Origin of the sequence: Spongiactinospora sp. 9N601 (assembly GCF_044326295.1) — a bacterium.
Taxonomy (GTDB): domain Bacteria; phylum Actinomycetota; class Actinomycetes; order Streptosporangiales; family Streptosporangiaceae; genus Spongiactinospora; species Spongiactinospora gelatinilytica.
The window spans coordinates 270401-289658 of the sequence record NZ_JBIRBB010000008.1 but is presented as its reverse complement, the minus strand read 5'-3'; the positions used below and the strand labels follow the sequence as shown (position 1 = coordinate 289658).

Annotated in this window: 22 protein-coding genes; 11 read left to right on the top strand and 11 right to left on the bottom strand. The window is 69.8% G+C overall.

Going from position 1 to position 19258, the window contains the following annotated elements:
* Positions 1 to 80 precede the first annotated feature (80 nt).
* Positions 81 to 806, top strand: coding sequence for an SDR family oxidoreductase (locus ACH34R_RS21280; protein ID WP_397563199.1), 726 nt, complete (start codon positions 81 to 83; stop codon positions 804 to 806).
* Between the two features lie 218 nt (positions 807 to 1024).
* Here the strand turns inward: ACH34R_RS21280 and ACH34R_RS21275 are convergent, their stop codons facing one another.
* The 3 genes from ACH34R_RS21275 to ACH34R_RS21265 all read right to left on the bottom strand — a co-directional run bounded on the left by ACH34R_RS21275 (position 1025) and on the right by ACH34R_RS21265 (position 3569).
* Positions 1025 to 1279 (bottom strand): hypothetical protein, encoded by a 255-nt coding sequence (locus ACH34R_RS21275; protein ID WP_397563198.1) that lies wholly within the window; start codon positions 1277 to 1279, stop codon positions 1025 to 1027.
* A 989-nt stretch (positions 1280 to 2268) separates the two neighbouring features.
* Positions 2269 to 2895: an ABC transporter permease gene (locus ACH34R_RS21270; RefSeq protein ID WP_397563197.1), complete on the bottom strand. Its 627-nt coding sequence runs from the start codon at positions 2893 to 2895 to the stop codon at positions 2269 to 2271.
* Positions 2892 to 3569, bottom strand: coding sequence for an ATP-binding cassette domain-containing protein (locus ACH34R_RS21265; RefSeq protein ID WP_397563196.1), 678 nt, complete (start codon positions 3567 to 3569; stop codon positions 2892 to 2894). Before ACH34R_RS21265 ends, ACH34R_RS21270 begins: the two co-directional genes overlap by 4 nt.
* A 103-nt stretch (positions 3570 to 3672) precedes the next feature.
* Here ACH34R_RS21265 and ACH34R_RS21260 point away from each other — a divergent pair, with 103 nt between their 5' ends.
* From ACH34R_RS21260 to chrA, 3 genes are read left to right on the top strand one after another with little or no spacing between them, the layout of a single operon-like run.
* Positions 3673 to 4242 carry a Chromate resistance protein ChrB gene (locus tag ACH34R_RS21260; protein ID WP_397563388.1) on the top strand — a complete coding sequence of 190 codons (570 nt, stop codon included), beginning with the start codon at positions 3673 to 3675 and terminating at the stop codon, positions 4240 to 4242.
* The gene (locus tag ACH34R_RS21255) at positions 4239 to 4670 is read left to right on the top strand and encodes a chromate resistance protein ChrB domain-containing protein (protein ID WP_397563195.1); all 432 of its coding nucleotides are present in this window, start codon (positions 4239 to 4241) and stop codon (positions 4668 to 4670) included. The genes ACH34R_RS21260 and ACH34R_RS21255 overlap by 4 nt, the downstream gene beginning before the upstream one ends.
* A 14-nt stretch (positions 4671 to 4684) precedes the next feature.
* A complete protein-coding gene (chrA, locus tag ACH34R_RS21250; RefSeq protein WP_397563194.1) occupies positions 4685 to 6091 on the top strand; it encodes a chromate efflux transporter in 1407 nt (468 codons plus the stop codon).
* Between the two features lie 62 nt (positions 6092 to 6153).
* On the opposite strand, the gene ACH34R_RS21245 is transcribed toward chrA, so the two are convergent.
* A complete protein-coding gene (locus tag ACH34R_RS21245; RefSeq protein ID WP_397563193.1) occupies positions 6154 to 6741 on the bottom strand; it encodes a TetR family transcriptional regulator in 588 nt (195 codons plus the stop codon).
* A 103-nt stretch (positions 6742 to 6844) separates the two neighbouring features.
* Here ACH34R_RS21245 and ACH34R_RS21240 point away from each other — a divergent pair, with 103 nt between their 5' ends.
* Positions 6845 to 7885 (top strand): NAD(P)-dependent alcohol dehydrogenase, encoded by a 1041-nt coding sequence (locus tag ACH34R_RS21240; RefSeq protein ID WP_397563192.1) that lies wholly within the window; start codon positions 6845 to 6847, stop codon positions 7883 to 7885.
* Positions 7886 to 8303: 418 nt separating this feature from the next.
* The gene (locus ACH34R_RS21235) at positions 8304 to 9908 is read left to right on the top strand and encodes a flavin monoamine oxidase family protein (protein WP_397563191.1); all 1605 of its coding nucleotides are present in this window, start codon (positions 8304 to 8306) and stop codon (positions 9906 to 9908) included.
* Positions 9909 to 10077: 169 nt separating this feature from the next.
* On the opposite strand, the gene ACH34R_RS21230 is transcribed toward ACH34R_RS21235, so the two are convergent.
* On the bottom strand, positions 10078 to 10746 hold the full coding sequence (locus ACH34R_RS21230; protein WP_397563190.1) for a TetR/AcrR family transcriptional regulator: 669 nt from the start codon (positions 10744 to 10746) through the stop codon (positions 10078 to 10080).
* Positions 10747 to 10840: 94 nt separating this feature from the next.
* Here ACH34R_RS21230 and ACH34R_RS21225 point away from each other — a divergent pair, with 94 nt between their 5' ends.
* The 3 genes from ACH34R_RS21225 to ACH34R_RS21215 all read left to right on the top strand — a co-directional run bounded on the left by ACH34R_RS21225 (position 10841) and on the right by ACH34R_RS21215 (position 14218).
* The gene (locus tag ACH34R_RS21225) at positions 10841 to 12403 is read left to right on the top strand and encodes an MFS transporter (RefSeq protein WP_397563189.1); all 1563 of its coding nucleotides are present in this window, start codon (positions 10841 to 10843) and stop codon (positions 12401 to 12403) included.
* Positions 12404 to 12515: 112 nt separating this feature from the next.
* Positions 12516 to 12863 carry an ArsR/SmtB family transcription factor gene (locus ACH34R_RS21220; RefSeq protein WP_397563188.1) on the top strand — a complete coding sequence of 116 codons (348 nt, stop codon included), beginning with the start codon at positions 12516 to 12518 and terminating at the stop codon, positions 12861 to 12863.
* A gap of 2 nt (positions 12864 to 12865) precedes the next feature.
* Positions 12866 to 14218, top strand: a complete 1353-nt coding sequence (locus tag ACH34R_RS21215; RefSeq protein WP_397563187.1) for an alpha/beta fold hydrolase — start codon at positions 12866 to 12868, stop codon at positions 14216 to 14218.
* 3 nt (positions 14219 to 14221) lie between these two features.
* Here ACH34R_RS21215 and ACH34R_RS21210 read toward each other — a convergent pair whose 3' ends face one another.
* Complete coding sequence (locus ACH34R_RS21210; protein WP_397563186.1) at positions 14222 to 14530, bottom strand: hypothetical protein; 309 nt, start codon at positions 14528 to 14530, stop codon at positions 14222 to 14224.
* 292 nt (positions 14531 to 14822) lie between these two features.
* Here ACH34R_RS21210 and ACH34R_RS21205 point away from each other — a divergent pair, with 292 nt between their 5' ends.
* On the top strand, positions 14823 to 15425 hold the full coding sequence (locus ACH34R_RS21205) for a serine hydrolase (RefSeq protein WP_397563185.1): 603 nt from the start codon (positions 14823 to 14825) through the stop codon (positions 15423 to 15425).
* On the opposite strand, the gene ACH34R_RS21200 is transcribed toward ACH34R_RS21205, so the two are convergent.
* Entirely contained in the window at positions 15417 to 15992 is a 576-nt protein-coding gene (locus ACH34R_RS21200) for a hypothetical protein (RefSeq protein ID WP_397563184.1), read from the bottom strand. The genes ACH34R_RS21205 and ACH34R_RS21200 overlap by 9 nt on opposite strands.
* Positions 15993 to 16137: 145 nt before the next feature.
* Here ACH34R_RS21200 and ACH34R_RS21195 point away from each other — a divergent pair, with 145 nt between their 5' ends.
* Positions 16138 to 16680, top strand: a complete 543-nt coding sequence (locus tag ACH34R_RS21195) for an MOSC domain-containing protein (protein WP_397563183.1) — start codon at positions 16138 to 16140, stop codon at positions 16678 to 16680.
* A 68-nt stretch (positions 16681 to 16748) separates the two neighbouring features.
* On the opposite strand, the gene ACH34R_RS21190 is transcribed toward ACH34R_RS21195, so the two are convergent.
* From ACH34R_RS21190 to ACH34R_RS21175, 4 genes are all read right to left on the bottom strand, one after another.
* Positions 16749 to 17159 carry a VOC family protein gene (locus ACH34R_RS21190; protein WP_397563182.1) on the bottom strand — a complete coding sequence of 137 codons (411 nt, stop codon included), beginning with the start codon at positions 17157 to 17159 and terminating at the stop codon, positions 16749 to 16751.
* A 10-nt stretch (positions 17160 to 17169) separates the two neighbouring features.
* A complete protein-coding gene (locus ACH34R_RS21185) occupies positions 17170 to 17610 on the bottom strand; it encodes a helix-turn-helix transcriptional regulator (RefSeq protein WP_397563181.1) in 441 nt (146 codons plus the stop codon).
* A 63-nt stretch (positions 17611 to 17673) separates the two neighbouring features.
* On the bottom strand, positions 17674 to 18534 hold the full coding sequence (locus ACH34R_RS21180; RefSeq protein ID WP_397563180.1) for an alpha/beta fold hydrolase: 861 nt from the start codon (positions 18532 to 18534) through the stop codon (positions 17674 to 17676).
* Positions 18531 to 19235, bottom strand: coding sequence for a TetR/AcrR family transcriptional regulator (locus tag ACH34R_RS21175; RefSeq protein WP_397563179.1), 705 nt, complete (start codon positions 19233 to 19235; stop codon positions 18531 to 18533). The genes ACH34R_RS21180 and ACH34R_RS21175 overlap by 4 nt, the downstream gene beginning before the upstream one ends.
* Positions 19236 to 19258 lie beyond the last annotated feature (23 nt).

Genomic DNA, 19258 nt, shown 5'->3' with positions numbered 1-19258 from the left:
AGCAGCCTACTTGCTGATACCTGGCAGGTATCACAGCGCACCTGACCGATCTTGGACGGCGAGGGGGCGGTTCACTGAGCATGGACCGCGTGGACGACACGAAGACCGCGCTGGTCACCGGCGCGAACAAGGGGATCGGTTTCGCCATCGCCCAGGGCCTGGGGGCGATCGGCTTCACGGTGGCGGTGGGGGCTCGCGACGACGCCAGGCGGGAGAAGGCCGTCGAACGTCTGCGCGCCGAAGGCGTCGACGCGTTCGGGGTCGCCCTCGATGTCACCTCCGATGACAGCGTGGCCGCTGCGGCGGCGGCGATCGAGCGGACGGCGGGGCGGCTCGACGCACTGGTCAACAACGCGGGCATCGGCGGCCGGGTCGACGGGGGTGCGCAGGATCCGACGACGCTCGACCTCGATGTCTTCCGGGCCGTCCTTGAGACGAACGTGCTCGGGGTCGTCCGGGTGACCAACGCGATGCTTCCGCTGCTCAGCCGTGCGGACGCGCCGCGGGTCGTCAACATGTCGAGCAACATGGGCTCGCTGACGTTGCAGACCGGCCCGCCCTTGGCGGCGTACGCGCCCTCGAAGACGATGCTCAACAGCATCACGGCCCAGTACGCCCGCCGGTTCGCCGATACGCCCATCATCGTGAACGCCTGCTGCCCAGGCTATGTGGCGACCGACTTCACCGGTTTCAACGGGTCGCGTACACCCCAGCAGGGCGCCGCGATCGCGATCCGGCTGGCCACCCTCCCGGACGACGGCCCGCGCGGCGGTTTCTTCGACGACGAGGGCGTCGTCGCCTGGTGATCCCCTGGCCCACTGCCATCACGCACCCGAGCGAACAGCTCAGGCCTGGCGTCGAATGTGCCGTCGTCGGGGTGGGCGGAGTTCCCGCCACATATTCCAGGGCTATGGCCAGTCGGGCATCCTCATCTTCCGGCAGGCCGCGCAAGCCAGAGACGGCCTGACCTTAAGCCCGAAGACTTCGGGAAACGCCCGTCCGATCCAGATGGGTGCCAGGGGCGTCAGGCCACCTCGACCTGAGTGATCCGAAGAGCCGGCTCGCCCATGGCCGCGCCGCCCAGACCATCTTGGCCCGCACTGCTCGTCACCGTCGCCAACGACCAGTGGCGCAGCCCCCGGGCGAGCCCCACACACCCGCCGAGATCCCAGAGAGCCCAGCCCCAGCACAGCACATCGACCGCACGCCGCTCACGGGCCGGAGCAGGCATCGGCATGCCCAGCGACGCGAACTCCGACCTCCACCAGCGCCCTGACACCGCCCGCGCCTTCCCGGGACACCTGCTCTGCGGCTCCCAAGCCAGGATGAGTTCAATTCGGAAACTCCTGAAACGACTAGATCCCGCCTGATCGCGATGATCAGATGGGATCTGGTCAACTTCAGTCCGGCCTTCTCATGACGGCCCCTGCCGCAGAGTTCGGGTATGACGTACTGGCGTCAGCCGTGGTGGGCGCTGCCGCAGTGGCGCACGCCCCCCGAACTCCTACATGCGCGGTAGGCTTTTCAGGAAGCCCGCCGCGATCGAAATTCCGAGGACGCGGTGGGGGCTTTTGTGGCCACGCAAAGTTTCGCAATAGGGGAGATGGCCCGTGTTCGCGCGAACCTTATTAGGGGCACTGTCCTTAGTGACACTCATCTCTTGTTCCGGTGGCGCGAAGAGCAGGCCAGATGTCGCTGTATCCGTCCGGGAGGCTCCATCGCCGATATCGACAACTTCACGACGGATTCCACTGACGGAAGCGGGTGTCGAGAGAGCTTGCCAAGGTGGAGTACCGTTTTCCACCACGAGCCCTCCATACTCTGGAGAGGGGCCGCACCGGATGATCGGCTTCCAATTCAGAGACTACCAAGATCCTTCCGACTACGAGCCGGAAGTGCTTGAGCCAGACTCTCCGCGCCTGCCATCCTCTTGGGCATCGGCCCGAGGCAGCTCCTCGGAGAGCGCTGAAGTGTTTCAGTCTTCCATCGGCCCTGCCGGTTACCAGCGCGCTCAGCTTACCGTCTGCATGGCCGCGCCAAAACTGAAAGATAAAGTGGTGGGGAAGTGTTCGTACGGCCCCATTCACAGAGTCCCCACTTACCACCTCAAGCTGATCTCGGCATCATATGATTTCAAGGTGTTCGAGACCAGGTCTGGAAAGCTCATAGAGTCTTTCGAAATCGCAGGAACAAGTTCTGATGGTTGTCCGGCCTCAATCGGCCTGGGCGGCCCTCAGAAGGTCGCCCAGGCCGTAGACGAAAAGGCCCTCACCGCCAAGCTTCACCCTCTCGTAAGAAAGAAAATCTGACTCGCCTGTTATTTTCTCCCGGAGACTCCGGTGTCAGCGCGTGGTCGACCGGCTCGCCGAGCGCTTGCGAGAGGTGGCGCGCCGCGGCCGTGCTGATCCCTAGGACCAGACGGCTGTCGCGCGGGCTGGCCGACCGAACCTCCTCGCCGAGCCGGGTCAGGGTCAGGGCGGTGGCCTGCATGGCACCGGACACCACTATCCCGGCCACGGGCACCAGGACGTGCGGGCGGGTGTCGATCACCCGGAAGGCGACCAGGGTGGCCAGTGTGGCGGTGGTGCCCATGGTGATGGCCGAGGCGGCCACGACGCGGGCCCGGGGCAGGGGGCGGGCGCGGCGGGCGGCGACGTGGGCGGCGATGAGGACCATGAGGGCGATCCCCGCGCACGCGCCGGCCGTCCCGCCCCGATCGAAGATCACGGTCAGGACCGCGGCCACCGCGATGAGCTGCCCCAGCGCCCGGCCGGCGGCGATGAGTACGTCGGCGGCCAGGCTGAGGCGGGCACGGGCGGCGACGAAGGCGGCCAGCGCGACGAGTGCGGCGGAGGCGGCCACGGCGGGCCAGGCGGGAACCGCCGGGGCGGTCATGACGCCGCCAGGTAGCGCAGGCGGGCGGGATCGCCGGTTTCGACGAGGCGTCCCGCCCGCAACACGAGTGCGTGGTCGGCGAGCCGCCCGGCGGGGCTGGTGCGGTGGCTGACCAGCACCACGCTGCCGCCCTCGGCGGTGAAGGTGGTGATGAGGTCATCGATCCGGCCGGCGGCGGCGTCCAGCGCCGAGGTCGGCTCGTCCAGCAACAGGACCTGCGGGTCGGTGGCCAGGGCGCGGGCGATGCCCAGGCGCTGGGCCTGCGCGCCGGACAGGCCGGCGGTGGAGCGGGACAGGAACGTGCCGACCAGCCCGGCCCGCTCTAGCAGGTCCCGTGCGCGGGCGGCTGTGAGGCCGGGCCGTCCCACCGCCAGTTCCTCGGCCACCGAAGCGGTCAGTAGCGCGGTGTGCTGGGCGACCAGCGCGACGCGGCGGCGCAGCCTCGGAGGGTCGTAGTCGCGCAACGGCCGGCCGTTCCAGGTGATGTGCCCGCTGGTGGGTTCGGCCAGGCGGTTGAGCAGCCGCAGCAGGGTGGACCTGCCTGCGCCGCTCGGGCCGGTCACCAGCGTGCAGGCCCCGGGCGGCAGGTGCACGGACACGTCCCGCAGGACCGGTACGCCGCCGATCCGCAGGCCGACCTGCCCCAGGACGAACCCCTCTTGAGTCAAGGGCATGCACTTACCTCCCTTTCGCCGGGCTCGCCGCGGACGTGGGCAGTGTGAGGAGTACCCGCTTCCTTTAAATCGTAACCAGGGTTACAGTTACCGTCGTTACGTGATGCTGGGGGTGCTCATGCGCGAAGATTCCTCGACCGGTCCTTCCCTGCCCGCGGAGTGCGGGGGGCCGGGGCAGTGGGTGCTGCTGGCCTACCGGATGCCGCGTCAGCCGTCGGCTCCGCGGATCGCCGTCTGGCGCAAGCTCGAACGTCTGGGCGTGGCCCGGCTGGGAGACGGCCTGGTGGCGCTGCCCGCCGACGCCCGCACCCGCGAGCAACTCGACTGGATCGCCGAGGAGGTCCTGGCGGGGGCGGGAAGCGCCACCATCTGGCTGGCCGTACCGGGAAACCTGGCCCAGGAACGCGCGATCGCCGAGCAGATGCAGGCCGCCCGCCGCGCCGAGTACCAGAAGGTGATCATCGCGACGCAGGCCGCTCGGCTCGCCGCCCCGGGCGAACGCGCACGGGCGGGCGGACGGCTGCGCGCGGAGTTGCGCCGCATCGCCCGCCGCGACTTCTTCCCGCCCGCCGAACGCGACGCGGCCCAGCAGGCCGTCCGCGCGCTCACCGCGCCGGACCCGGCCGCCGGTGCCGCCCCGGTGCCGGCGTCAGGCGAGGAGCAGTCGCGATGAGGTGGGCGACCCGGGCGGGCGTGCACATCGACCGGGCGGCGTGCGCCTGGCTGATCCGCCGCCACATCGACCCCGACGCCGCCTTCGTGTTCGTCGATGACCCTGCGGCGGTGCCCGCGGATGCGACGCCGTTCGACATGCGCGGCGTCGAGCTGTCCCACCATGGGCCCGATTGCAGCTTCGAGACCATCCTGCGCCGCTACGCCCTCGACGACCCGGTGCTGTGGAAGATCGCTGAGATCGTCCACGAGGCCGACATCGACGACGAGCGCTACGACGCCCCGGAAGCCCCCGGCCTGGACGTCATCCTGCGCGGCCTGTCCATGACCTGCCAGGACGAGCAGACCATCGAACTGACCGGTCCGATCTTCGACGGCCTGTACGAGTACTACCGGCGGGCGTTCCTGCTCGGCCGCCCCCCGGCATGAACGAAGGAGAACCGATGGACCACCCGAGCGACGCGGCGACCCGCCGCGACGGCGACCCCGCCGCGCAGCAGGCACCGGGCCAGGACGTGATCCCCTTCCGCCAGGCGGTCCGCGCCTGGTTCGGCATCTCGCTGCAGACCTTCGGCGGCCCGGCCGGCCAGATCGCCGTCATGCAACGCACCCTGGTGGAGGAGAAACGCTGGATCGGCCAGCAGCGCTTCAACCACGCCCTGAACTACTGCATGCTGCTGCCCGGCCCCGAAGCGCAGCAACTGGCCATCTACGTCGGCTGGCTGCTGAACGGCACCCGCGGTGGCCTGGTCGCCGGCACCCTGTTCGTGCTGCCCGGCATGCTGGCCCTGCTCGCCCTGTCGGCCGTCTACATCCTGTGGCGGGACACCACCGTGGTGACCGCGTTGTTCGCCGGAATCGCCCCGGCGGTGCTGGCCATCGTCGCGCAGGCGGTCATCCGGGTCGCCAAACGGTCGCTGACCCACCCGGTGTTCGTCGCCGTCGCGGTGGCCGCCTTCGCCGCGCTCGCGCTGTTCGGCGTGCCGTTCCCGATCGTCATCGCCGTCGCCGCGCTCATCGGCTGGAGCGTCCACCGGCTGGCTCCCCACGTCTTGAAGAAGGGCAACGGGCACGGCGGCGACGGCGGGCCCGCGCCGCTGATCCCGGACGACGCCCTGCACCACGCCCAGCCGAGCCGGCGGTCGGCGGGCAAGGTCCTGGCGGTCGGGCTGGTCGTGTGGTGGGTGCCGGTGGCCGCGGTGGCGCTCTTTCTCGGCACCGACAGCGTGTTCACCGCGCAAGGTCTGTTCTTCTCCGGCACCGCGCTGGTCACGTTCGGCGGCGCGTACGCGGTGCTGGCGTTCGTCGCCCAGCGGGCGGTGGAGGTCTACGGCTGGGTGACACCCGGCGAGATGGTCCGCGGGCTGGCGCTGGCCGAGACCACCCCGGGGCCGTTGATCATGGTGGTGCAGTTCGTCGCGTTCCTCGGCGCCTACCGCGACCCCGGTGCCCTGACACCGTGGGCCGGGGCGCTGCTGGGAGCGTTGCTGACCACGTGGGTCACCTTCGTGCCCTGCTTCCTGTTCATCTTCCTCGGCGCCCCCTACGTGGAACGGCTGCGCCACAACACCGCCATCAGCGCCGCCCTCACCGGCATCACCGCCTCGGTCGTCGGCGTCATCGCCAACCTGGCGTTCTACTTCGCCGAGCACACCCTGTTCGGGCAGACCTTCGCCTGGGCGTGGGGGCCGTTCGCCGTGCAGGTCCCCAAGCTCGGCACGGTGAACCCGGTCGCGATGGTCATCACGGCAGCGGCGCTGGTCATGACGTTCGTGCTGAAGTGGCCGATGCTGCGCATCCTCGGGATCTGCGCGCTGCTCGGCGTCGGCACGGTGCTCCTGCCCGGGTAGCGGTTCGCGCTGCCGGGTGGCATCCTCGCCGTAGGGCTGGACGTGCTGCCAGGACAACGGGGTCAGGCGGCCGTTGTGGCCCTTCGGACGCAGTCGCGGAGCAGGGCGCGGCGCCGGTCGTGTACGTCCTGGGGTTCTTGGTCACTGGCCGCATAGACGTTGCTGACCGGTGACCAGGCCATGGACATGGCGATGACCATGGCCATGATGTCGAACGGGTCACCGGCGCGAACCCGCCCCGCGTCCTGGGCCTCGGTGATGGCTGTGAGCTTGTGATCGTCGTGGTGCTGGTGGGTTTCGACGAGGTGTCCGGCAGGGCGGCGTTCCAGCCGTGTCCAGGTCGCCAGCCGGATGAGGTCGGGGCGGCGCAGGTATTCGTCGTAGAGGCGTACGGCCCAGTCCGCGAGGTCGTCGGCGTCGATGGGGACGACGTTGGTGATGCGGTCCAGCGAGCTGAGGAAGATCGCGTCGAAGAGTCGTTCCTTGTCGCCGAAGTAGGCGTAGAGCTGCGCCTTGTTGGTGCGCGCTGCCGTCACGATGCGTTCGATGCGCGCTCCGGCGATGCCGTGCTGGGCGAACTCCTTGGTGGCGGCGTCCAGGATGCGCTGGTAGGTCTCGGCGCCGCGCGAAGTCTGGGGCTGTTCCGGCATGCCCCGACCCTAGCACCCCAGCAAACAGAACAGTCGGTTTGTTTTCGTGCGTAGCCGCAGCTAAGCTGCGACAGACTGAAACGGTCTATTCAAGGATTCAACTATGCGAACGACCGCCGGGTGGCGGGCGACCGGCCCGATGGCGCTGCGACGCACGTCGCTGAAACGCCGTGAGCTGCGCCCAGATGACATCGCGGTGCAGGTCGACTACTGCGGTGTGTGCCACACCGACCTGCAAGCCCTACATGACCATGACCCGCACGCGAGAGCACCTCTGGTACCCGGTCACGAATTCACCGGCGTGGTGACCGCGACCGGCCCCGAGGTGAGCGTCTTCTCGGTCGGCGACCGCGTCGCGGTGGGCAACATCGTCGACTCCTGCGGCGCGTGCGCCATGTGCGCAGCCGGGCAGGAGAACTTCTGCCACTCCTTCCCGACTCTGACCTACGGCGGCATCGACCGGCAGGACGGGTCGACCACGCTGGGCGGCTACTCCCGCGAGTACGTCGTGCGCGACGCCTTCGCCTATCCGCTGCCCTCCGGCCTCGACCCGGCCGCGGCCGCCCCGCTGCTGTGCGCCGGCGTCACCGTCTGGGAGCCCCTGCGCTCGCTCGGCGTGGGCCCCGGCAGTCGCGTCGCGGTGGCCGGGCTTGGCGGCCTGGGGCATCTGGCGGTCAAGATGGCCGTGGCGCTCGGCGCCACCACGACCGTCATCAGCCGCACGCGGGACAAGCACCGCGACGCCCACCGGCTCGGCGCTCATGACCTCATCGACTCCACCGACAGTCAGCGGATGGCCGCCGCACGCGACACCTTCGATGTCATCATCGACACCATCTCCGCACCTCACGACCTCGCCCCGTACCTGAAATCGGTGGCGATGGACGGCACCCTCAGCCTCCTGGGATACCTCGGCCCGCTCACTATCGAGGTCATGGATCTGCTCGTAGGCCGTAAGAGGCTCAGCTCCGCAGGCAGCGCGGGTCATCCCGCGACAGCCGAGATGCTCCGGTTCTGCGCCGACAACGGCATCGCCGCCGACGTCGAAGTGCTTCCCTCCGCGCAGGTGCACACGGCGCTCGACCGCCTCCGGCGCAACGACGTCCGCTACCGCTTCGTGCTCGACATGTCCGATCTGGACTGAAGACACGGCTGCCCCACCTCGCCCAGCCCACCACGGGAAAGCGGATGATCCGGCTCGGACACGATTGGGTAACGGCCGCCTCCGCGTGGCCTGCGATTATCACGAACGGTCGCCTTGACGGACGGTGACCTGCCGGGCGGGCGGGCGGGGTCGTGCCTGATGAGCCGCCCGCCGTCGCCCCGCAGGGTGCCCGGTCGCTCCCTGCGCCCGCTACCTCCCGTGGTCCTTGACGAGACCTGCTGCGTATGGGTTCATCCTCCTGGGCGCCCCTTCCGCGGCCTCGCGTTCAGAGGCCGCTTCGAGCTGCGCGGAGACGACGGAGGCCCTGGTCATCGCCGTGGCGATGCACTGTGCGAGAGCCCTCCGAGTACGGCTGAGCCATGTGTGGTCCTGCCTCTTCCCTGTGTCTGGAGGTCTCGTGAACCGCGATCCCTTTACCCGCCGAACGTTCGTGAACCTGGTCGGCCGCGCGGGCGGCGCCGGAGCCGCGTACGGAACACTGACGGCCATGGGGCTGCTGCCCGTGCCGGCGGCCTACGCCGGTCCGCCGAAGCTCACACAGCGGGGCGGCGGCAACGGCGTCAAGGTCGCCGTGATCGGTGCCGGTATCTCCGGCATGGTGGCCGCCCTCGAACTGTCGGCCGCCCAGTACCACGTGCGGGTCTTCGAGGCGCAGGACCGGGTGGGGGGCCGGAACAGGACGTACCGGGGCGGGGACGTCATCACCGAGACCGGTTCGACCCAGCGCGTCACGTGGGATCGCGACCCGGACCTGTACTTCAACGCGGGCCCCTCGCGGCTGCCCCACCACCACAAGGCGATCCTCGGCTACTGCCGCGACATGGGCGTTCCCCTCCAGGTCATGGTCAACGACAACCGCCACGCCTTCCTGCACGACGCCGACGCGCTCGGCGGGCGGCCGGAGCGCGCCCGCCGGATGATCAACGATACGCGAGGGGCGGTAGCGGAGCTGGCGGCGCGCGCCGTCGGCGCCGGCCTGGACCGGCAGCTCTCGGAAGAGGACCTCGCCCTCGTACGCGACTTCGTCCGGGCCTATGGCGAACTCGATGAGAACTACCGGTACCGCGGGTCGTCCAGGGCCGGATACGCCGAGCCGCCGGGAGGCCCCACGCCGGGCCGGATCCTCGAACCGCTCGACCTGGTCGACATCGCCAAGGGCGGGATGCTGCCGTTGGCCATGTTGTTCGGCGATATCTACGAGATGCAAGCGCCGATCATGGAGCCGACCGGCGGCATGGACGCCATCGCCCACGCCTTCTACCGGCGGACCCGGCAGTTCATCACGCTCAACGCGCAGGTCACCCAGCTCCGCAGGCTGGGGTCCGGCGCCCGGGTGACCTGGCGTGACCGTACCACCCAGCGGGTGCGGGCATGGGACGCCGACTACGTGATCGTGACCGTCCCCCTGACGGTCGTCGGCGCCATCGACACCGACTTCTCGCCCCAGGTGAAAGCGGCCGTGGACGTGGGCGCCCGCGGCTACCAGCACGCCGTCAAGGTCGCCTTCGAGGCCAAGCGGCGCTGGTGGGAGCAGGATTACGGGATCTACGGCGGTATTTCCTGGACCACGCGGGACATCACCCAGATGTGGTACCCCAGCGCGGGCATCCACGGACGCAAGGGCATCCTGCTCGGCGCCTACTTCTGGCTCGGGGGCCGCGGTCCCATCTTCTCCGCGATGACGCCGGAGCAACGCGCCGCCGTGGCGTTGGCCGACGGTGAGGCTCTGTTCCCCGGCTACCGCGATCTCGTCCATCGTCCGGTATCGGTCGCGTGGAAGAACGTGCCGTTCCAGAGCGGCGCATGGTCCGCATGGGACGAGGACACGCGCCGCGACGCCTATTCGGTGCTCCTGCCGCCCGACGGGCCGTACTGGTTCGCGGGCGAGCACATGAGCCACCTCAATTCCTGGCAGGAAGGCGCCATCCGGGCCACGCACCACGTACTCGACCGCATCCAGGAACGCGTCAGCGCCCAGCGGACCGAATCCGCCCCCGACTGAGTTCCCACGCCCCGGCCGGCCTCGCCGGCGGCGCGGCGCACCAGGGTGGCGCCCGGCCGCCACCCTGTATGAATATGCCCAGCGTGCGGGCGTAGGTATGTGGTGATCGCCATGCTGGCGCTGCCGACAACCGCGTTGTGCCTCCCCGGCCGCTCGCCGACGCTGGGCATCAGCGGTGGCGGGACTGGCTACGTGCCTGTACGCCGTCGAGGATGACGTCGAGCCCCTCGGAGAACCAGTCGCGTTCGCCGACCGGCAGCGGGTGGCTGATGAGCCGGCCGAGGTGAGGGAAGGCGCCGAGGTCGACGTCACTGAGTCGCTGGTGCCATGTGCGGCCCGGGTCGTCGCCCGCCCCGGCCCGTTTGTCGCCGAGGACCACGCGTGCGCTGCCCTGGACGTAGTTGTTGATCGTCATGATCGCGCGAGCTGCGGCGTGGGGCGGCAGGTCCAGTTCGTCGAGTGCCGCCAGCGCCCATTCCATGGCCGTCAGTGAGGCGGCGCCGAACGGAGGGGTCACCGTGGCGGTCGCGGTGAGCAGCCACGGGTGCGCGAGGAACGCCGCCCAGTCCTGCCGGGCGAGAACGTGCATGGCCTCCCGCCAGCCGATCGCGGACCGGTCGGGGTAGGCGTAGTCGTCGGTGACCTGCTCGACCATGGCCTCGATCAGCTCGTCCTTGTCGGCCACGTGCCGGTACAGCGACATCGCTCCGGCGCCGAGGCGTTCGGCCACGCGCTTCATCGTCATCGCTTCCAAGCCCACCTCGTCGGCGACGCCGATCGCCGTGGTGACGATCTTCTCGCGGGACAAGGGGCCTGACGGGCCGACTCGTGGACTCACTCCGCTACCTCCCGGGGCTCAGTCTATCGCGTTGCGTATGCCGTACGCTACGATCCTTGCGTACGGCATACGCAACGAGGCGAAGGGAGACTCCATGCCGGCACCAGCGCCCGCCCTCTGGAGTACACGGTCGAGATGGCTCGGTCTTGCGGTACTGACACTGCCGGTGATCTTGACCTCGATGGACATCACCATCCTGCACATCGCCATCCCGACGATCACCCATGAACTCACGCCGAGCCCCAGCCAGACGCTGTGGATCCTGGACACCTACGGATTCCTGCTGGCCGGTCTGCTCATCGTGATGGGCAACATCGGCGACCGGATCGGCCGGCGCCGGCTTCTCCTCATCGGTGCGGCCGTGTTCGGCGCGGCCTCGATACCGGCGGCGTTCGCACCGACGCCGGAGGTGCTCATCGCCGCCCGTGCCCTGATGGGGATCGGCGGTGCCACGCTGATGCCCTCGACGCTCTCGCTGATCCGCAACATGTTCGCCGACCCGGCCGAGCGCACCCGCGCCATCGGCATCTGGACCGCCGGCCTGTCCGGCGGCATCGCACTGGGCCCGATCATCGGCGGACTGCTCCTCGAAGCCTTCTGGTGGGGATCGGTGTTCCTCATCAACGTGCCCGTCATCGCGCTGCTCCTGGCGCTCACCCCCCGGCTCGTCCCCGAGTACCGAAGCCCGGCATCGTCGCGGCTGGACGTGCTGAGCGTCCTGCTCTCCTTCGCCGCCATCCTGCCGATCGTCTGGGCGATCAAGACCGCCGCCGAGGAGCTCGCCCTGACACCCGCCGCCGTGGCCGGGCTGGCCGCGGGCATCCTCGCAGGCGCCGTGTTCCTCCTGCGCCAGCCCCGCCTCCAGACGCCCCTGGTCGACATCGGCTTGTTCGCGAACCCGCGTTTCAGCGGTGCCGTGCTGGGGGCGGGGCTGGCGATGTTCTCGCTGGTCGGCGTGATGCTCTACAGCGCGCAGTACCTGCAACTCGTCGAAGGACTGTCCCCGCTCGCCGCCGCCGTCGCGATCCTGCCGGTCATGATCTCCGTCGGCGGGATGGCGGTTCTCGCCTCCGTGCTGGTCCGCCGCTTCGGCCACCCGCTCGTCTTCGGGGCGGGGGCGGCCGTGGCCGCCGCGGGGATGCTCGCCTTCAGCCGCCTCTCGGCCGACGGGGGCCTGGTCCTCGTCATCGTCTCCTCGGCCTTCATCGGGGCAGGCATTTCACCGATGATGACACTCGCCACCGACGTCGTGGTCGCATCCGCGCCACCGACCCGCTCAGGTGCCGCATCCGCGCTCTCCGAAACCGCCGGCGAACTCGGCGCCGCGCTGGGCATCGCCGTCCTCGGCTCGATCGGCACCGCCCTGTACCGATCACGGGTCCTCGACGGAGTGCCCGGCGATATCCCAGCAGAGGTCACCGAGGTCGTCAGTTCCAGCCTGGGCGCAGCCATCGGCGTCTCGGAACATCTTCCCGCCGAAGCCGCGACTCACCTCGCCGGCCTCGCTCGCCACGCTTTCGCCGACGGCCTCGGCGCCGCCGCGGTCACCGGGGGGCTCATCCTGGTCGTGGCCGCCGTCATATGCCCGCTACTGCTCCACCGCGACAGGAGTGCGATCCGCTTCACAGACCCGGCCGAGGACACCCCGGACAAGTAGCACTCTCTGCGATGCGGTCTGCTTGGCCGGCAAAGGATCCTGGTAGCGGGGCCGTCCGTGACCCCAGTACATGTACTTGCGTATATATATGCTCTCGTGTATGTTCTGAGTCGTGGTCAACAGTGTGCAACAGCGATTGACGGCGATCTCGGAGCCGAACCGGTTCCGGATCGTCGAGTTGCTCAGGGACGGCCCGCAGCCGGTGGGTGGGATCGTCGACGCGCTGGGCCTGGGCCAGCCGCAGGTGTCCCGGCATCTGCGGCTGCTCGCCGAGGCGGGCGTCGTCGAGGTGTCCAAACGGGCCCAGCAGCGGATCTACCGGCTGCACCCCGAATCGATACGCGAGCTGAGCGACTGGGTGCAGGGATTCGCCGCCTTGTGGTCGGCGCGGATGGATCGCCTCGGCTCCTTCCTCGAAGACGACCGTGCACCCGACGAGACGAACCAGCAAGGAGTTTGAGCATGTCCGAAGACACCGCGGACGGCATCGTGATCGACAGGTCGAGTAACACCATCCACATCAGCCGTGCCTACGCCGCCGGCGTCGACCGCGCCTGGTGGGCTTGGACCGACGCCGAGGCGATCACCCGCTGGTGGGGCCCGCAGGGCTGGGCCGCGACGGTGTACGAGATGGACGTACGGCCGGGCGGGCGCTGGCGGTTCCAGATCGCGCCGGTGGACGAATCGGCCGCCCCGGTCCGCAGCATCGCCACCTACAAAGCGGTCATCGCCCGCACCAAACTGGACTACGACGACACTTTCGCCGACGAGGCGTGGCGATCCGACGGCACGGGCACCTTCCCGACCTCGGTCACCTTCGCCTCGGCCGGCACCGGCTGCACCGTCAACGTCGCGGCGAGCTTTCCCGACGGCCAAGCGCTGCAGCGGGCGGTCGAACTCCAGATGGCCGAAGGCTACGCGGAAGCTCTCGACCGGCTCGCCACCCTGCTGGACGACCCGCACGGCAATCACACCGACGCACCATCAACCGAAGGAGAAATGATCATGTCCGGCCTTTCCACCGTCACCTCCGCCGACGGCACCACGATCGCCTACGAAAAGACCGGTTCGGGTCCCGCGATCATCGTGGTCAGCAATGTCGCCGAGGACCACACCGGGGTCGCAGGAGTGGCCAAGGCGTTGTCCGAGCACTTCACCGTGATCAGCTTCGACCGCCGCGGCCGAGGCGCCAGCGGTGATCCGCAGCCCTACGACCCGGCGCGCGAGATCGACGACATCGCCGCACTGATCGAGGTCGCAGGCGGCTCCGCGACCCTGGCCAGCGGTTCCGGTGGCTGCGGGCTGACCCTGGACGCGGCCAGTGCGCTGGGCGACAAGGTCACGGGACTCTACCTGTACGAGCCGCCGTTCATCGTCGACGACTCCCGCTCTCCTGCGCCCGCCGACTACGTCGAACGCCAGGAAGCCCTGGTCGCGGCGGGCAAGCGCAGCGAGGCCGTCGAGTACTTCATGACCGAGATGATCGGCGTCCCGGCCGAGTACATCCCCGCGATGAAGCAGGACCCTTCCTGGGACGCAATGGCCGATTACGCCCACACCTACGCCTACGACGGCCGGATCCTGCGCGGGCTCCAGGACGGCAAGCCGCTGCCCACCGACCGCTGGTCGATCGACGCACCGATCGCGGTGGCCGTCGGCGGCAACGGTGAGGCCTTCATCCGCAAGGGCGCCAACGCACTGGCCGCGATCCTTCCGAACGTCACCGTGCTGACGCTGCCCGACCACGATCATTCCGCGTTCTGGATGGCGCCGGAACCGGTCGCCCAGCAAGCCCGCACTTTTCTGCTCGGCTGACGATCACAAACCGGGGCCTGGGCACCACACGCCCAGGCCGAAAGCGGGCCAGGCGGCATCAGACGGCCGAGTGATGATCCTGTCCGCACCCGCTGACCACAGCAGGCCCCGCCGCGTGGCCGCCCACGCCGCCTCGGCCGGCGCGCGGAAGTCGTCGGTGGCATACAGGCCGGGCCGGCTGATGTGCGCGATCAGGTAGGGCGACGGCTGCGCGAGGTCTTCGGCGCTGATCTTCCAGCCCTCGGCCAGGAGCTGGCGCATCACCGTGTGGAAGATCACACAGTTCGCCGGCAGTGAGTTGAATTTGATCACCTTCTCCTACTCGGCCGGGTCGTTGCCGAACCGCAGCCGGCCGGAGAACCCGTTGAAACCCTCGACCTTGTGCGTGACTGCGGTGATGCGCCGCCGCAGCGCGGGGTCGGAGGGGAAGCGCCACGGTGCGCGAGTTGCGGCCGGTCTCCCAGAACGCCTTGTAGATCTCGTTCTTGCGGGAATGGGGAGCCGAGCCGGCGCAGCAGGGTGACGGAGTCGAGCCTGCTCTTGCGGATGGAGATCGCCACCCGCATGAGGTCGGGCCACATCGGTCTTCACACCCGAAGAACTGGTGCGGATCGCGCTACGGCATCCGCCCTCCAACGCCCCTGGCGAGGCTTTCAAGTATTCCAACACGCAGTACTACCTGGCCGCGATGATGGTGGAGAGGGCCACCGGAGAATCGTATGGCGACGTGCTCGATCGCCTCATCCTGCGGCCCCACGACCTGCCCCGCACGTTGCTGCCCACCACGCAGACGGTCATCCCCGGACCGCATCCGGTGCACTACTCCCGGCTGTACGCGGAAGACCCGGCGGGGCGACTGTACGACGCGAGCGAGTCGAAGGAGACCACCGCCTGGAGCGCCGGCGGAATGATCCCCTCGACCGGCGACATGCTCACGTTCTTCTCGGCGCTGTTCTCCGGCCGGATCCTCAACCCGGCGCAGATGCAATCGAGTTCAGCCGCGCCGAACACACCGGTTGACCGCGGCGCCGGGCATGCACCATACGCGTATGCAATGTTGATCGTCCGCCGGTGCCGGGCGGCGGGCCTCGACGTCACCGAAGGCGACGCCATGCTGCTGGAGATGAGCGTGTTCACCGCGCTGACCACCGGTGTCCGGCAGGACGCCGCCGGGTGGGTGCGCACCGCCATGGGCGCGTCACCATAGTTCGAGCTGGCGCACGATCGGGGTGATGGCCTCGTTGAGGCGGCGGACCAGCAGCACGATCGTACGGCGGGCGGTCTCGGGCAGGTCGTCCTGCGGCTCCTGCGGGGCCTCGGGCAGCCCGTCGAGCGGGATCGGGGTCTGGGCCAGCAGCGTGCCGCGCAGGTAGGAGGTCTTGACGAGGTCCTGTTCGGAGGGTTCGAGGAACTGGCCGAAGGTCTGCGGCCAGTCGCGCCACTGCCGGTCGCCCTGCCAGTCGGGGCTCCAGGCCAGCGTGGCGGGCCGCGGGGAGACCAGCTCGACGCGGGCGGTGAGGGTGCCGTCCCACTGGTTGCGCACGCACGTCGCCGACAGGATCCGCCGGTGCCAGCGCACGTATCCGGGGGACAGCTCGGGTGAGGTGGCGATGCGCCAGGCGGTGCAGGCGAAGGACACCGGGGAGATGTCGTCGAGTGCGGGGGCGAACTCCTCGGCGTTACGCCGCAGGTGCTCGCCGTAGCGGCTGCGCCCGTCCGTGGCGCGCTCTCGGTCGTACTCGTGGTCGATCCAGAAGGCCACGGGTTCGCTCATGGGTCACGGACCTCGCACAGGGACTGGACGCGGACGGCAGGGGCCCGGCCGGTGAGGCCGGGCCCGGCGTTCACTCTACGCCCGGTGCCGCAGGGTGCGCGGGATGACCGGATGAGTACCATGACGGGGCTGAAAGGAGCGCGATATGAGCGGCCTGGTGACCTCGGTGTCTCGCAGTGCGGGGCACACGTTCTCCAAACCGGTGTGCGACGGCGTGCGGCTGTTGGCCGGGCTGGGCGTCGAGGGGGACGCGCACCTGGGCGAGACCGTCAAGCATCGCTCCCGGGTGGCGCGCGACCCGAGCCGTCCCAACCTGCGGCAGGTGCACCTGATCCACGCCGAGTTGCACGATGAGCTGGTGCGGGCGGGTTTCGCGGTCTCGGCCGGGCAGATGGGGGAGAACATCACCACGCGCGGCGTGGACCTGCTCGGCCTTTCGGCCGGGGCGCTGCTGCGGATCGGCGGGCAGGCGGTGGTGCGCGTCACGGGGCTGCGCAACCCGTGCGTGCAGCTCGACGACTTCATGCCCGGGCTGATGGCCGCCGTCCTGGACCGCGACGAGCACGGCCATGTGGTCCGCAAGGCAGGGGTGATGGGCGTGGTGGTCACCGGCGGTGAGGTACGGCCCGGCGATGAGGTGCTGGTGGAGCCGCCGCAGGGGCCGCACGTGCCGCTGACACCCGTATAACCCGGCCCGCCCAGCTCGGCCGGCTCGGCCCCGCCTCGCCGCGGGGCCTTGCGGCCATCGCTCGCAGGTCAGGCCGCGGGCTCCTGGTTGATCCGCACCATGTTGCCCGAAGGGTCGCGGAACGCGCAGTCGCGCGGGCCCCAGGCCTGGTCGATCGGCTCCTGGAGCACCTCGGCGCCGGACGCCCGCACCTTCTCGAAGGTCGCGTCGAGGTCGTCGGTGCGGAAGACGATCATCGGCAGGACGCCCTTGGTGAGGAGCCCCTGCAAGGTGTCGCCGTCGGCCTGGGACCGGCCCGCGTGCGGATCGGACAGCACGATCTCAAGGCCCGGCTGGGCGGGGCCGCCGAGCGTCACCCAGCGGTGGTCGCCGGAGGCGACGTCGTTGCGGACCTCAAGGCCGAGCGCGTCGCGGTAGAAGGTGAGCGCCTCGTCGACGTCGTTGACGGTGATGTGGCAGTAGCGAAGTGCGATTGTCATGGGGTAAACGCTAGGCCGCGGCTTCGCGTCCGGCTTCTCCGATCCTGCTCGGAGTGGTCCTGGCCGGCCGGGTGTGCACCTTGGCCACGCACGGGGGCATGGCCGCCACCGCGCGGTGCTCGCGGGCGCGGTAGGCGCTCGGCGTCTCACCCAGCAGCTCGGTGAAGCGCGAGCTGAACGAACCCAGCGAGGTACAGCCCACGGCCATGCACGCGTCGGTCACGCTCACCCCGGCGCGCAGCAGCGTCATCGCCCGCTCGATGCGGCGGGTCATGAGGTAGCTGTAGGGGGTCTCGCCGTAGGCGGCCCGGAACTGCCGGGAGAAGTGCGCCGGTGACATCAGCGCGTGTCGGGCCATCGTCGGCACGTCGAGCGGGCGGGCGTACTCGCGGTCGATCAGATCCCGCGCCCGACGCAGGTGCGCGAGGTTGGCGAGGTCTTGCGGAGTCATGTCGGCAGCGTATACCCACCCACCGACAATCACCCCGTGACCTGCGCGAAAGCGCCTGCGCGCTCAGTCGCCGAACTCGGCCAGGAAACGGTGGAACTCGTGGTTGAACACCTCGGGGTTGTCCTGGTTGGCGTTGTGCCCGGCGTCGGGGATCACCACGTACCTGATCCGCGGGTCGCTCGCCGCCCACCCGGGGCCGTCCTTGCGGATGTTGCCGGTGCCGTCGTGCTCTCCGTGGGTCAGCAGGAACGGCACCTCGACGCGGAATCCCGGCAGGCCGCGGCGGGACAGGGCAGTGGCGACCGCGGCGAAGATCCGCACGGTCGCGCGCCGGCCCACCTGGCCGATCGCGTCGACCGCGTAGGCGCGGACGTCGTCGCGCACGCTGGTGGCGGCCGCGAACATCGTGCGCAGGGCGCCGCGTGGCATGAGGCCGAAGGACAGATAGGTCAGGCGCAGGATCAGCCAGTCCGTGGCGGACAGCGGTGACGTGATCGGCGTGCAGCCGACGACGACCAGGGCGCGGAAGCGGTGCGGGTGGAGCCGGATCGCGTGCTGGGCGATATAGCCGCCCATGGACTGCCCGACGATGATCGACTGTTCGACGCCGGCGTCGTCGAGCATCGCCACCAGGTCCTCCACGAGGTCTTCGATGCCCGTCCCGCCGGGGCCGAAGGGCTGGGAGCGGCCGTGCCCGCGGGCGTCCCAGACGAGGGCGCGGCGGTGGCCGAGAACGCCGGGGACCTGCGCGTTGAACATGCGGTGGTCCATCGTCGCACCGTGCAGGAAGGTGACCGGCGTGCCGCCGGCCTTTCCGCCGCTCCAGTAGTGCAGGGCGGTGCCGGAGCGGTGCAGCACGCGCATTTCGAGCCCGTGCGGGGTGTTCGTCCAGTCGGTCGTGGCGTTGTGGCGGGTTTCGCTCATGGTGCCTCCGGCGCGGGGTCGCGGGGATCGGGGGGTTCGTTCTCGGCGGTGAGCCGGTCCAGCAGGTCGCGCATGCTCGCGTACGCGGCGGGCGACATCGCGGCCGGCGCGTCGGCGGGGGTGACGGCGCGATCCACGATGGTGGCGAAGGCGCCGATCGTGGCGGCGAGCCGGTCGGGGCCGAGTGGCCCGACGACCTTCGACAGCGACAGCAGTCCGACGGTGAAGGCGGCGAGCGCGAGGGAAAGGGCGTCGGGGTCGAGGCCGGCGTCGAGGGAGCCGTCGCGCTGCAGGAGCCGCAGGTATCCGTCCATCCAGGCGAATCTGCGCCGGTAGCGGTCGTCGGCCCGGGTGGCGGCGTAGCCGCCGAGCACGCCCTTGTCGTCGAGGTAGGCGGCGGTGAGAAGGTCATCGCCGAGCAGCGCGTCGGCGGCGACGCGGTAGAGGTCGCCGAGGCTCGCCACGCCGTCGGCGGCCAGCCGCGCGGAAAGCGCCGTGGTGATCCGCCGCATGCTGCGGGCGATGAGCTGGTCGACCAGCTCGTTCTTGCCGGCGAACTCCAGGTAGAGCGCGCCCTTGCCGATGCCGCAGCGCTCGGCCAGCGCGCTCATGCTCATCCCGTCGAACCCGCGCTCCAGGATCAGTGTCTGCGCGGCGTCGAGAATCCGCTCGCGCCGGTGCGGGATCTGCGGCCGGGGCATGCGGTGACCCCCCTCCTCGTAGT